At 73.2% G+C, this 13,259-nt stretch carries 10 protein-coding genes; 5 read left to right on the forward strand and 5 right to left on the reverse strand.

Going from position 1 to position 13,259, the window contains the following annotated elements:
* The first annotated feature begins 56 nt into the window (after positions 1-56).
* Complete coding sequence (locus ACFYXA_RS15030) at positions 57-893, forward strand: phosphatase PAP2 family protein (protein ID WP_352249944.1); 837 nt, start codon at positions 57-59, stop codon at positions 891-893.
* 571 nt (positions 894-1,464) lie between these two features.
* Here the strand turns inward: ACFYXA_RS15030 and ACFYXA_RS15035 are convergent.
* A complete protein-coding gene (locus tag ACFYXA_RS15035; protein WP_389032570.1) occupies positions 1,465-4,494 on the reverse strand; it encodes a bifunctional [glutamine synthetase] adenylyltransferase/[glutamine synthetase]-adenylyl-L-tyrosine phosphorylase in 3,030 nt (1,009 codons plus the stop codon).
* Positions 4,495-5,121: 627 nt separating this feature from the next.
* On the opposite strand from ACFYXA_RS15035, the gene ACFYXA_RS15040 reads away from it, so the two are divergent.
* On the forward strand, positions 5,122-5,565 hold the full coding sequence (locus ACFYXA_RS15040) for a VOC family protein (RefSeq protein WP_389032573.1): 444 nt from the start codon (positions 5,122-5,124) through the stop codon (positions 5,563-5,565).
* A 31-nt stretch (positions 5,566-5,596) separates the two neighbouring features.
* Here ACFYXA_RS15040 and ACFYXA_RS15045 read toward each other — a convergent pair whose 3' ends face one another.
* The 3 genes from ACFYXA_RS15045 to glnA all read right to left on the reverse strand — a co-directional run bounded on the left by ACFYXA_RS15045 (position 5,597) and on the right by glnA (position 8,131).
* A complete protein-coding gene (locus ACFYXA_RS15045; protein WP_389032576.1) occupies positions 5,597-5,722 on the reverse strand; it encodes a hypothetical protein in 126 nt (41 codons plus the stop codon).
* 64 nt (positions 5,723-5,786) lie between these two features.
* Positions 5,787-6,506, reverse strand: coding sequence for an SDR family NAD(P)-dependent oxidoreductase (locus tag ACFYXA_RS15050; RefSeq protein ID WP_389032580.1), 720 nt, complete (start codon positions 6,504-6,506; stop codon positions 5,787-5,789).
* Between the two features lie 263 nt (positions 6,507-6,769).
* On the reverse strand, positions 6,770-8,131 hold the full coding sequence (gene glnA / locus ACFYXA_RS15055) for a type I glutamate--ammonia ligase (RefSeq protein ID WP_351334256.1): 1,362 nt from the start codon (positions 8,129-8,131) through the stop codon (positions 6,770-6,772).
* 371 nt (positions 8,132-8,502) lie between these two features.
* On the opposite strand from glnA, the gene ACFYXA_RS15060 reads away from it, so the two are divergent.
* The 3 genes from ACFYXA_RS15060 (at position 8,503) to ACFYXA_RS15070 (ending at position 11,910) form a co-directional block, all read left to right on the forward strand.
* The gene (locus ACFYXA_RS15060; RefSeq protein ID WP_389032584.1) at positions 8,503-9,168 is read left to right on the forward strand and encodes a DUF3105 domain-containing protein; all 666 of its coding nucleotides are present in this window, start codon (positions 8,503-8,505) and stop codon (positions 9,166-9,168) included.
* A complete protein-coding gene (locus ACFYXA_RS15065; RefSeq protein WP_352249973.1) occupies positions 9,165-9,776 on the forward strand; it encodes a DUF305 domain-containing protein in 612 nt (203 codons plus the stop codon). Before ACFYXA_RS15060 ends, ACFYXA_RS15065 begins: the two co-directional genes overlap by 4 nt.
* A 193-nt stretch (positions 9,777-9,969) precedes the next feature.
* Positions 9,970-11,910: a protease pro-enzyme activation domain-containing protein gene (locus ACFYXA_RS15070; RefSeq protein WP_389032587.1), complete on the forward strand. Its 1,941-nt coding sequence runs from the start codon at positions 9,970-9,972 to the stop codon at positions 11,908-11,910.
* A gap of 101 nt (positions 11,911-12,011) precedes the next feature.
* On the opposite strand, the gene ACFYXA_RS15075 is transcribed toward ACFYXA_RS15070, so the two are convergent.
* On the reverse strand, positions 12,012-13,235 hold the full coding sequence (locus ACFYXA_RS15075) for an MFS transporter (protein WP_389032590.1): 1,224 nt from the start codon (positions 13,233-13,235) through the stop codon (positions 12,012-12,014).
* Between the last annotated feature and the right edge of the window lie 24 nt (positions 13,236-13,259).

Genomic DNA, 13,259 nt, shown 5'->3' on the forward strand with positions numbered 1-13,259 from the left:
GGGACGACACCGAGGGACGATTCGGAGATAACGCCGATCTGGCAGACTTTGTGTCCATGGGCGAACCGACCGTGACATGTCCGGAAGGCCACGACAAGGCCGTCCCACACTCTTTCACGGCCGCGAACCCCCTGCGGCGGCTGCGCGCTCCCCGCCGGCCCCGGGTGTGGTTCGAGGTCCTGCTCATCGCACTGAGTTACTGGACGTACTCCCTGATCCGCAACGCGGTCCCGGAGCAGCGGACCGAGGCGCTGCGCAACGCCGACTGGATCTGGCGGGCCGAGCACCAGCTCGGCATCGCGGCCGAACAGTCGATCAACCACACCGTCAACTCGGCGACCTGGCTCATCGTCGGGATGAACTACTACTACGCCACCCTGCACTTCGTCGTCACCCTCGGCGTGCTGGTCTGGCTCTACCGCGCCCACCCCGGCCGCTACGCCGCCTGCCGGCTGGGCCTCTTCGCGACCACGGGCGTGGCCCTGGCCGGCTACTACTTCTATCCGCTGGCGCCGCCGCGTCTGATGACCGGCGCCCACTTCGTCGACACGGTGGTGGTCCACCGGACCTGGGGCTCGATGGCCTCCGGCGACCTGAAGAGCATGTCCAACCAGTACGCCGCGATGCCGTCCATGCACATCGGCTGGTCCCTGTGGTGCGGTCTGACGGTCTTCGCCCTGGCCGCGACGCCCTGGGCCCGCGTCCTGGGCCTGCTCTACCCGACCCTCACCCTGGTGGTGATCGTCGCCACCGCCAACCACTTCTGGCTGGACGCGGTGGGCGGCGCCCTGTGCCTCGCCTTCGGCTGCGCCCTGTCCCGCCTCTGGTACGGCACCCTCCCGCACCGCCTCCCGAGGACTACGGCGACGGGGGTGCTGCTGCCGGAGACGTAGGGGGTGTCTCGCCCCGGGGCGCGGCTACACGGGGCGTGTCTTGCGCGGCGCGGTTACACGGGGCGTGTCCCGCCCGGGCCGCGGCTGCACAGGGCGTGGCCTGCCCGGTCGCGGCCACGGGGGGGTGTCCCGCCCGGGTCGCGGCTGCACAGGCGTCCCGCCCGGGTCGCGGCCACACAGAGGGTGCCCTGCCCGGTCGCGGCCCGCCCGGGCGCGGCTGCAGAGGGCGTGTCCCGCCCGGGTCGCGGCCACACAGGGCGTGCCCCGCCCGGGTCGACACAGGGCGTGCCCTGCCCGGTCGCGGCCACAGGGGACGTGTCCCGCCCGGGGCGCGGCTGCACAGGGCGTGCCCCGCCCGGGTCGCGGCCACACAGGGCGTGCCCCGCCCGGGTCGCGGCCACACCGGGCGTGCCCCGCCCGGGTCGACACAAGGCGTGCCCTGCCCGGTCGCGGCCACAGGGGGCGTGCCCGCGGCTGCACAGGGCGTGCCCTGCCCGGGGCGCGGCCACACAGGGCCTGCCCGCCCCGGGCGCGCGACCACAAGAGGCGTGCCCCGCCCCGGGCGCGCGGCTCACCCGCCGTAGAACAGCTCGTCCACCACGGTCCGGGCGCGGCGGGCCGTGCGGCGGTAGTCGTCCAGCATGTCGCCCACCCGCCCCGGGCCGTACCCCAGGTACCGCCCGACGGCGCCCAGCTCCCGGGCGTCCGACGGGAACGTGTCGCCCGCCCGCCCGCGCACCAGCATCACCGCGTTGCGCACCCGGGTGGCCAGCACCCACGCCTCGTCGAGCGTCGCCGCGTCCTCCTCCGACAGCAGCCCCGCGTCCCGCGCGGCGGCCAGCGCGGCACGCGTCCGCGTGGTCCGCAGCCCCGGCTCCTCGGCCCCGTGCCGCAGCTGCAGCAACTGCACGGTCCACTCCACGTCGGACAGCCCCCCGGGCCCCAGCTTGGTGTGCAGCTTGGGATCGGACCCCCGCGGCAGCCGCTCCGACTCCATCCGCGCCTTCAGCCGCCGGATCTCCCGCACGGCCTCCTCGCCCAGCCCGCCCCGCGGATACCGCAGCGGGTCGACGAGCTCCATGAACCGCCCGGCCAGCTCCTCGTCCCCGGCGACCGGTTCCGCCCGCAGCAGCGCCTGCGACTCCCACACCAGCGACCACCGCCGGTAGTACGCCTCGTACGACTTCAGCGTCCGCACCAGCGGCCCCGACTTCCCCTCGGGCCGCAGATCGGCGTCGACCAGCAGCGGCGGATCCGCGCTCGGGAGCTGCAGCAGCCGCCGCATCTCCGCCACGACGGCCGCGGCGGCCCGCGCGGCCTCCTCCTCCCCGACGCCCTCCCGCGCCTCGTGGACGAAGACGACGTCGGCGTCCGAGCCGTAGCCCAGCTCGTGCCCGCCGAACCGGCCCATGCCGATGATCGCGAACCGGGTGGGCAGGGTGTCCCCCCAGCCCGCGCGCACGACCGCGCGCAGGGTTCCGGCGAGGGTCGCCGCCGTGAGGTCGGACACCGCCCCGCCGACGAGGTCCACCAGGGCGCCCTGGTCGGCCTCGGCGGGCTGGGACTCGGTGCCGTAGGAGCCGACGATGTCCGCGGCGGCCGTACGGAACAGCTCGCGCCGTCGGACACCGCGCGCGGCGGTGACGGCCTGGACCGCACCGTCCGCGCGGCCGACGGCGGCGAGTATCTCCTGCTCGAGAGCCCTGCGCCCGCGCGGTTCCAGGCCGCCGCCCACGCCCAGGCCGCCGAAGCCGCCGCGCCCGCCGTCGCCGTCGCCGAGCAGCGCGACGGCTTCCGGGGCGCGCATCAGCAGGTCGGGGGCGAGCCGCCCGGCGGACAGCACCCGGGCGAGGTTCTCCGCGGCGGCGCCCTCGTCGCGCAGGAGGCGCAGGTACCAGGGGGTCTTGCCGAGCGCGTCGGACACCTTGCGGAAGTTCAGCAGCCCGGCGTCGGGGTCGGCGGAGTCGGCGAACCAGCCGAGCAGCACGGGCAGCAGCGTCCGCTGGATGGCGGCCTTGCGCGACACCCCGGAGGCCAGCGCCTCCAGGTGCCGCAGCGCGGCCGCGGGGTCGGCGTATCCCAGCGCGACGAGCCGCTCCCTGGCGGCGACCGTGCTCAACCTGGCCTCGCCCGGCGCGAGTTGGGCGACGGCGTCGAGCAGCGGCCGGTAGAACAGCTTCTCGTGCAACCGCCGCACCACGGCGGCGTGCCGCTTCCACTCGCGGTTGAGCTCCCCCACGGGGTCGGAGCGCAGCCCCAGCGACCGTCCGAGCCGCCGCTGGTCGCCCTCGTCCTCGGGCACGAGGTGGGTGCGCCGCAGCCGGTAGAGCTGGATCCGGTGTTCCATGGACCGCAGGAAGCGGTAGGCGTCGTCGAGCTGCACGGCGTCCGCCCGCCCCACGTACCCGCCGGCGGCGAGCGCCTGCAGCGCGTTCAGGGTCGTGCCGCTGCGCAGGGAGGCGTCCGCGCGCCCGTGCACCAGCTGGAGCAGCTGGACGGCGAACTCGACGTCCCGCAGGCCGCCCGGCCCGAGTTTCAGCTCGCGCTCGACCTCGGCGGCGGGGATGTTCTCCACGACCCGGCGCCGCATCTTCTGCACGTCGGCGACGAAGTTCTCCCGCTCGGCGGCCTGCCACACCATCGGCCCGACGGCGGCGACGTACTCCTCGCCGAGGCTGAGGTCGCCGGCGACCGGCCGGGCCTTGAGCAGGGCCTGGAACTCCCAGGTCTTGGCCCAGCGCTGGTAGTAGGCGAGGTGGCTGCTGAGGGTGCGCACCAGCGGGCCGTTGCGTCCCTCGGGGCGCAGGTTGGCGTCGACGGGCCAGATCGAGCCTTCCACGGTGGTCTCGGAGCAGATCCGCATCATGTGCGAGGCGAGCTTGGTGGCGGCGCGCAGCGCCTTGCCCTCGTCGGCGCCCTCGACGGCCTCGCCGACGAAGATGACGTCGACGTCGGAGACGTAGTTGAGTTCGTGCCCGCCGCACTTGCCCATCGCGATGACGGCGAGCCGGCACAGCGCGGCGTCGTCGGGCGCGGCGTCGCGGGCCAGCGCGAGGGCGGCGCGCAGGGTGGCCGTGGCGAGGTCCGCCAGCTCGGCGGCGGTCTCGGCGACGTCGGTGGTCCCGCACACGTCCCGCGCGGCTATGGACAGCAGGCACCGCCGGTAGGCGACGCGCAGCGAGACGAGGTCGTCCGCCTCGGCGAGCCCGCGTTCGAACTCCTCCACCCCGGGGTGGAGGTCGCGCGGCTCGTAGGTGACGAGGGCCTCCCAGTCCCGCGGGTGGCGGGCGAGGTGGTCGGCGAGCGCGGCGGACGCGCCGAGCACCCCGAGCAGCCGGTCCCGCAGCGGCTTGGCGGCGATCACGGTGTCGAGCAGTTCCCGCCGCGCGGTCGCCCCGGGCTGCGCTTCCAGCAGCCGTACGAGTCCGTGCAGCGCGAGGTCGGGGTCGGCGGTCCGGCCGAGGGCCTCCAGCAGGACGGGGTCGTTGCGCACGGCGGCCAGCTCGCCGCCGTCGAGGAGGCGTTCGGCGGCGGAGGGGTCGGTGAAACCGTGCCGCAGCAGCCGAGTGAAGGTACTGCTCCTGCGTCCCGGCCCCGTCATCCCGGCCTCCTGAGTCCGATCAAGGTCGTACCCACCGAGCCTAACCGCAGACCTGGGCCGAAGCCCCGGGACGAGCACCGCAAACCGGCCGCGGGCGGACGCGACGGCGGCGCGGATCGGCGGGGGGCGGGGGGGCGGCACGGTGACGCGAACCCGGCGCGCGCGGGACGGCTGCGGCCGGCGCGAACCATCCGGGCGCGGGTCGGCGCGGTAGACGAACCGGCGGCGAGGCGGGATGGCGCGGACGCGGACCCGCCGCGGACGGACCGGCATCGTCAGGCGAGCCCGCCGGGCGCGGGCGGCGCGGTGGCGCGAACCGGCGGCAGGCGGGACGGCGCGGATGCGGACCCGCCGCGGACCGGCATCGTCAGGCGAACCCGCCGGGCGCGGGCGGCGCGGTGGCGCGAACCGGCGGCAGGCGGGGCGGCGCGGATGCGAACCCGCCGCGGACCGGCATCGTCAGGCGAACCCGCCGGGCGCGATGGTGCGAACCCACCGCGGGCGGGACCGCGCGGTGGCGTGAACCGGCGGCGGGCGGGGCGGCGCGGTGGCGCGGCGGCCGGTTTTCGGCTTCGGTGTGGAGAGCCGCAGGCAGCGGCACGCAGGCCTCAGGGGAAGGGAACAGCGATGCAGTACACCTTGGAAGTCGTCCCGTTGCCCGTCAGCGACATCGACCGGGCCCGGGACTTCTACCGCGACAAGGCCGGGTTCCACGTCGATATCGACCAGGAGGTCATGCCGGGCATGCGGATCGTCCAGCTGACCCCTCCCGGCTCGGGCTGTTCGATCGCGCTGGGCGACAGCATCTGGGAGATGACGAAGGGGCCGCGCCCGGCACCCGGGTCGTACCAGGGGCTCCAGCTGTGCGTGGCCGACATCGAGGCCGCCCACGCGGAGCTGGTGGCGCGCGGCCTGGACGTCTCCGAACCGGTCCGCTACTCCGAGGCGGACGGCGCGACGTTCATGTACTTCACCGACCCGGACGGCAACGGCTGGTCGATCCAGGAGTACCGCCGCCGGGCGAAGGAGCCGCTCCACGAGGTACTGGCCGGCCTTCCCCTGGAGGACTGACCAGCCGCGACCGGCCGTCGCGAAACGAACCTCAATCGCGGCGGTCGGGGCTTGCCCCGACCAGCACCGCACCGAGCAGGACGTACGCGGCGAGGGCCACGACCGGTATGTGCCCTCCCGGGCGGTCGAGGTCGTCGATGAGGTACCCGGAGCCCACCTGCGGCCGGACGATTCCTACCGCCCGGTGCTCAGCGACCGGGTGTGCAGGCAGGGGCGAGAGATCACAATGTCTTGACCTGGCCGCCATCGATGGTGAACTCGGCTCCTGTGATGTTGCCGGCGAGCGGGGAGGCGAGGAAGAGAGCCAGATCGGCGACTTCGTGAGCTTCGGTGACTCGTCCTGTGGAGATGCCCATGCTCTCCGGCACGACTGTATCGATGGCTTCCTGCGCGGTGGTGCCGGCCTGGGCTGCCGTGGCATCGGCGAAGCCGCCCGGCGCCGTCCAGAAGGGAGTGCGAACCGGCCCCGGGGCGATCGCGTTGACCCGGACGCCTCGGGGTGCGAACTCCTCGGACAGCGACTTGGTCAGGCTGCTCAGCCCGGCTTTGGCCGCGGAGTAGTCCACGACCACGGGGAAGGGCAGACGCGCGTTGATGGAGCTGATGTTGATGATGGAACCCCCGTCCACGCCCAGCAGGTGAGGAAGCGCAGCGCGGCTGGCCCGGACCGCGCTGAACAGGGTCATGTCGAAGATCCGTTGCCACTCGGCGTCGTCGATGTCCAGGAAGCTCGGACGGGGCGTCGCGGTACCCAAACAGTTGACCAGGACGTCGACCCTGCCGTACTGGTCCACCGCGTGTCGGACGAGTGCGCCCGGTCCGTCCGCGGTGGACAAGTCGACCGGGACTGCGGTGACGCCGTACTTCTCGTGGAGCTCTTTGAGCTCGGGAGTGATGCTCCGGCTGCCGACGGTGACCCTGTCCTTGAGCTGGAGGTCCATGGCGGTCCTTTTCCGGGTTGGTCACCCCCTACATCGAGGGTAGGCAGAACCGGCGCCGCCGGCTCAGGCGCGGGCGTTGAGCGAGGCAGGGAAAGAGGTAACAACTCCTGACTTCCAGGGGACACCGATCGTGGCTGGAGCGCGTCGGCCTTCGCTCCGACGGCCCAGGGACGGACCAGAGCCGATGAAACGCAACGGGGCCGACGGTCCGCGACCGTCGACCCCATGTGATGCCTCGGCGGCTAACCCGCCGCGACCTGCGATTACAGCACCGGCAGGTTCTTCCGCAGTTCGAACGCGGTGACCTCCGAGCGGTACTCCTCCCACTCGCTCTTCTTGTTGCGCAGGAAGAAGTCGAAGACGTGTTCGCCGAGGGTTTCGGCGACGAGGTCGCTGCGTTCCATCAGGGTGAGGGCCTCGCCCAGGTTCTGCGGGAGCGGCTCGATGCCCATCGCGCGGCGTTCGGCGTCGGAGAGGGCCCAGACGTCGTCCTCGGCGCCCGGCGGGAGTTCGTAGCCCTCCTCGACGCCCTTGAGGCCGGCGGCGAGGAGCATCGCGTAGGCCAGGTAGGGGTTGGCGCCGGAGTCCAGGGAGCGGACCTCGATGCGCGCCGAGCCGGTCTTGCCGGGCTTGTACATCGGGACGCGGACCAGCGCGGAGCGGTTGTTGTGGCCCCAGCAGATGTAGGAGGGGGCCTCGCCGCCCGCGCCGGCGGTGCGCTCGGCGCCGCCCCAGATGCGCTTGTAGGAGTTGACCCACTGGTTGGTGACCGCGGAGATCTCCGCCGCGTGCTTGAGCAGACCGGCGATGAAGGAGCGGCCGACCTTGGAGAGCTGGTACTCCGCGCCGGACTCGTAGAACGCGTTGCGGTCGCCCTCGAACAGCGACAGGTGGGTGTGCATGCCGCTGCCGGGGTGCTCGGAGAACGGCTTGGGCATGAACGTGGCCTGGACGCCCTGCTCCAGCGCCACCTGCTTCATGACCAGGCGGAACGTCATGATGTTGTCGGCCGTGGAGAGCGCGTCGGCGTAGCGCAGGTCGATCTCCTGCTGGCCGGGGGCGCCCTCGTGGTGGGAGAACTCGACGGAGATGCCCATCGACTCCAGCATGGTGATCGCCTGGCGGCGGAAGTCCATGCCGATGTTCTGCGGGGTGTGGTCGAAGTAGCCGGAGTTGTCGGCGGGGGTGGGGCGGCTGCCGTCGAGGGGGCGGTCCTTCAGCAGGAAGAACTCGATCTCGGGGTGGGTGTAGAAGGTGAAGCCCAGGTCGGAGGTGCGGGCGAGGGCACGCTTGAGGACGTAGCGCGGGTCGGCGAAGGAGGGCGAGCCGTCCGGCATGAGGATGTCGCAGAACATGCGGGCGGTGCCGGGGGCCTCGGCGCGCCAGGGCAGGACCTGGAAGGTGGAGGGGTCCGGCTTGGCGATCATGTCGGACTCGTAGACCCGGGCGAAGCCCTCGATGGCGGAACCGTCGAACCCGATGCCCTCGTCGAACGCCTGCTCCAGCTCGGCCGGGGCCACGGCGACGGACTTGAGGAAGCCCAGCACGTCCGTGAACCACAGGCGTACGAACCGGATGTCGCGCTCCTCCAAGGTCCGGAGCACGAACTCCTGCTGCTTGTCCATCTTCCGCTTCCCCATCCTTGCTGGTCAGGCCGCCTGTCCCCCGTCCCACGGGAGGGCGGTCGGGCACCTGAGCATCCCACCACACACGCGTTTCGTACGCGTTGCGGACCTTGATCGCCGCGGCGACCCCGGCCTGAACGCCCCACGCACGGCGGGCGTACTGCTCTGCCGCCCATCTTGCCTGCTCGGACCGACATCCGTAATGCCCGGCCCCCCGCGTCCCACCCCGCCCCTCCATTCCAGGAGCGTTGCCGGCTGTCCGCGGCCTACGGAAACCGCGGCGGGGCCCTTACGATCATCAGCGTTCCACGCACCGCCCCGCCCGGCCCCGCCCTACCCTTCCGCCCCCTGATCCCCCGAAGGACAGCCCCATGGGTTCCGCCAACAAGAGCAGCAACGCCGCACGCAAGGCGCGCATAGAGGAGATGCGGCGCGCCGAGCAGTCCCGGGAGCGCCGCAACCGCGTCCTGATCGTCACGGCGAGCGTCGTCGCGGTCGCCGCGCTCGTCGCCGGGACCGTGGTCCTCGTGCGGTCGCAGTCGGACGACGACGGTACGGCGGCCGCCGACGCCAAGGCGACGGGCAAGTTCGTCACCGGTACCGACGGCGTGAAGACGTGGCAGGGGAAGCTCGGCCGTACCCATGTCACCAAGAAGGTGAAGTACCCGACCGAGCCTCCCGTGGGCGGCGACCACGACCGGGCGTGGATGAACTGCAACGGCGACGTCTACACCAAGGCGCTGAACGACATGAACGCCGTGCACTCGCTGGAGCACGGCGCGGTCTGGGTGACGTACACCGACAAGGTCCCCAAGGCCGAGGTGGACGCGCTGGCGGCGAAGGTGAGGAAGACGCCGTACACGCTGATGAGCCCGGTCCAGGGGCAGGCCGATCCGATCATGCTGAGCGCTTGGGGGCACCAGCGGACGGTGACGGGGGCGAGCGACCCGAAGCTGGCCGCGTTCTTCGAGAAGTTCGTGCAGGGCGAGCAGACGCCCGAGCCGGGCGCGGCGTGCACGGGCGGTCTGTCGCAGTGAGGTACGCGTCAGTCGCCGTGGCCGTGGCGGGGGTGCTGGTCGCGGCCGGTGCGATCAGCTACTCGGTGGCCGGGGACAACGGCCCCGGGGTCCCGTCGGCCGCCTCGGCGGACGCCGGGTTCGCCCGGGACATGGCGGTGCACCACCAGCAGGCCGTCGAGATGTCGTACGTCGTGCGCGACCGCACGAAGGACGAGGAGATACGGCGGCTCGCCTACGACATCGCCCAGACCCAGGCCAACCAGCGCGGGATGCTGCTGGGCTGGCTGGATCTGTGGGAGCTGCCGAAGGTGTCGTCGGACGGGCCGATGGCGTGGATGGGCATGAAGGGCATGGCCGGCGGCGAGGACGGCGCCCTGATGCCGGGCATGGCCACCGACGCCGAGATGAAGAAGCTCGGCACTCTCGACGGCCGCCAGGCGGAGGTCTACTACCTCCAGCTCATGACGGCCCACCACCGGGGCGGCGTCCACATGGCCGAGGCGTGCGTCTCGCGGTGCGAGGTCCCGGTGGAGAAGCGCCTGGCGCAGGGGATGGTCGAGGCGCAGGAGTCGGAGATCCGGCTGATGGCCGACCTCCTCGAGGAGCGCGGAGCGAAGGCGCCCTAGACACCCGGACCCCCGGGGGCCTGAGCCCTCACGGCATGTAAGCCGCAAATCGCCCCGGCAGAAAGCGACTTGGGGGCTTCTTGGGGTGGCCAGGGGGGTTCTTGGGGCGCCTATTCCCCTGGCATGAACGGTTCATCGGGAGAGTGGCCGACGTCGAGTGATCACTCACGACGAACCACACGCAGGGGGCTCCATGAGATCCAACCGTGCTGTGCCGCGCGCCGGGGCGGCCATGGCGGCGGCACTGCCCGTGCTCGCCGGCGCGCTGGCGTTCGGCGTTCCGGCCGCCCACGCCGCGGGCGGTCCCGCGCGGGACGCGCTGGCCGGGACCAGGCCCGCGTGGGCCACGGCCGAGGCGGACCGGGGTGCGACGCCCGACGGCGCGCGGGTGTCCGCGCGGGTCTATCTGGCGGGGCGGGACGCGGCCGGCCTCGCCGCGTACGCCCGGGCGGTGTCCGACCCGGGCTCGCCCTCGTACGGCGAGTACCTGAGCGCACAGCAGTCGCGGGCCCGCTTCGGTGCGACTCCCGCCCAAGTGGCCGCTGTGAGGGCGTGGTTGACGTCGGCCGGGCTCAAGGTCACGTCGGTCACGCCTCGTTACCTCGCCGTCAGCGGTGACGTCGCCGCCGCGGAGAAGGCGTTCGGCACCCAGTTGCACGACTACGCCAAGGGGGCCGGGACCTACCGCGCGCCCTCGGCCGCGGCCACCGTGCCGGCGGGCCTGGACGGCGCGGTGCTCACCGTCACCGGCCTGGACAACGCGCCGCACCGGGCGAGGGCCAAGGACCAACTGCCGCCGCCGGACGCGGTGTTCCGCAACGCCGGGCCGTTCTCCTCCTCTTACGGCTCCAACATCGCACGGTCCCTGCCGTCGGCGTACGGCACGAAGGTCCCGTACGCCGTGCAGGGGTACACCGGGCGGCAGTTGCGCGCCGCGTACGGGGCGGGCGGCTACACCGGCAAGGGGGTGCGCGTGGCCGTCACCGACGCGTACGCCTCCCCGACCATCGCCCGGGACGCCGCCCGCTACGCGAAGAAGCACGGTGACGCGGCGTGGAAGAGCGGGCAGTTCACCCAGGTGCTGCCCGGGGAGTACACCCGCACCGAGGAGTGCTCGGCGGCCGGCTGGTACGGCGAGGAGACCCTCGACATCGAGGCGGTGCACGCTCTCGCGCCGGCCGCGCAGGTCACCTACGTGGGCGCCGCCTCCTGCTACGACGACGATCTGCTGGACTCGCTCGGGAAGGTCGTCGACAACCATCTCGCCGACATCGTCTCCAACTCCTGGGGCGATGTGGAGGCCAGCCAGACGCCGGGCCTCGCCGCCGCCTACGACCAGGTCTTCCAGCTCGGCGCGGTCGAGGGCATCGGGTTCTACTTCTCCTCCGGGGACGACGGCGACGAGGTCGCGAACACCGGGACCAAGCAGGTCGACACCCCGGCGAACTCGGCGTGGGTGACGGCGGTCGGCGGGACCTCGCTGGCGGTCGGCAAGGGCGACCGGTACCTGTGGGAGACCGGCTGGGGCACCCTGAAGGCGACCCTGTCCGCCGACGGCTCCGCCTGGACGGACTTCCCCGGCGCCTTCAACTCGGGTGCGGGCGGCGGCACCAGCAGGACCGTGGCCGAGCCGTACTACCAGCGGGGCGTGGTGCCGAAGGCGCTCGCCACGGCCAACAGCGCGGCCGGCAACCGCGTCGTGCCGGACATCTCGGCGATCGCCGACCCGAACACCGGCTTCCGGGTCGGGCAGACGCAGACCTTCCCGGACGGCTCGCAGCGCTACAGCGAATACCGGATCGGCGGCACCTCGCTCGCCGCGCCGGTCATCGCGGGCGTGCAGGCGCTGGCGCAGCAGGCGCGGGGCGGGGCGATCGGCTTCGCCAACCCGGCGATCTACGCCCGGTACGGCTCGGCTGCGTACCACGACGTGACCGACCGGCCGACGGGTGCGGCGGGGCTCGCGGTGGCCCGCGTCGACTACGTGAACGGCTATGACGGTGCGGAGGGCCTGACCACGTCCGTGCGCAGTCTCGGCGAGGACAGTTCACTGTCGGCGGTGCGGGGTTACGACGACGTCACCGGCGTGGGCACGCCCGCGCGGGGCTACGTCCCGTCGTTCCGCCGCCGCTGACGGCCCGACGGCCGGGCCCGGACGGGCCGGAACCGTGAAGGACCCCGGAGCCGGGCTCCGGGGTCCTTTCGCGCGCAGCGGCTTCGCGCCGTGCGGGTGGGTCAGTGGTGCAGGGCTTCCTCGCGCCGGCCCGCGGCGGACTTCGCGACGATGCGCGCCGGGGACGGGGCCGGGTTCCTGCGGCGGTCGACCGTCCAGGCCGTCGCGGCGACCGCGAGGCCGAGGACGGCCAGGGCCGCGCCCGCCACCGCGGGGGCCGTGGCGCCGAGGCCGGCCGCCAGGGCGAGGCCGCCGATCCAGGCGCCGCCGGCGTTGGCGAGGTTGAAGGCCGCCTGGTTGGCGGAGGAGGCGAGGGAGGGGGCCGAGGCGGCCTTCTCCATCACCATCAGCTGCAGCGGCGATCCGGTCGCGAACGCGGCCACGCCCAGCAGGACCACGCCCAGCGCCGCGCTCCACTGCGCCGACATCAGCAGCGGGAACAGCGACAGCACGGCGACCAGCGAGCCGAGGCCCCCGAACAGGGTGGCGCGCAGGTGGTGGTCGGCGAGGCGGCCGCCCAGCAGGTTGCCGGCCGTGGCGCCGACGCCGAACAGGGCGAGCAGCAGCGTCACGTCGGAGTCGGCGAACCCGGCGGACTCGGTCAGCATCGGGGTGATGTAGCTGTAGGCGGAGAACAGCGCGCCGAAGCCGGCGACGGTCGTGCCGAGCGCGAGCCACACCGGCAGCGAGCGCAGGGCGGCGAGTTCGCCGCGCAGTCCGGCGCCGGAGGCCGCGTGCTGGTGGTCGTGCGGGATGAGCAGCGCCAGGGCGGCTATCGCGACCAGGCCGATCGCGCTCACGCCGAGGAACGTGGCCCGCCAGCCGAGGTGCTGGCCCATGAGGGTGGCGACGGGGACGCCCGCGACGTTGGCGACGGTCAGGCCGAGGAACATCAGGGACACGGAGCGCGCCTTGCGCTCGGGCGCGACCATGCCGGTGGCGACGACGGCGCCGACGCCGAAGAACGCGCCGTGCGGGAGTCCGCTGAGCAGCCGGGCCGCCAGCAGCCAGTGGTGGTCGGGGGCGAGCGCCGACAGAGCGTTGCCCACGACGAACAGCCCCATCAGGGACATCAGGACCGTGCGGCGGGACATCCGGGCGGTCGCCGCGGCCAGCAGCGGGGCGCCGACGACGACGCCGAGGGCGTAGGCGGAGACCAGGTGTCCGGCGGTCGGGATCGAGATGTTCAGGTCGTCCGCGACATCGGGCAGCAGGCCCATCATCACGAACTCGGTGGTGCCGATGCCGAAGGCACCTACGGCCAGGGCGAGCAGCGCCAAGGGCATAGAGGGGCCTGTTCCTTTCCGGGA

Origin of the sequence: Streptomyces sp. NPDC002566 (assembly GCF_042889585.1) — a bacterium.
Classification (GTDB): Bacteria; Actinomycetota; Actinomycetes; order Streptomycetales; family Streptomycetaceae; genus Streptomyces.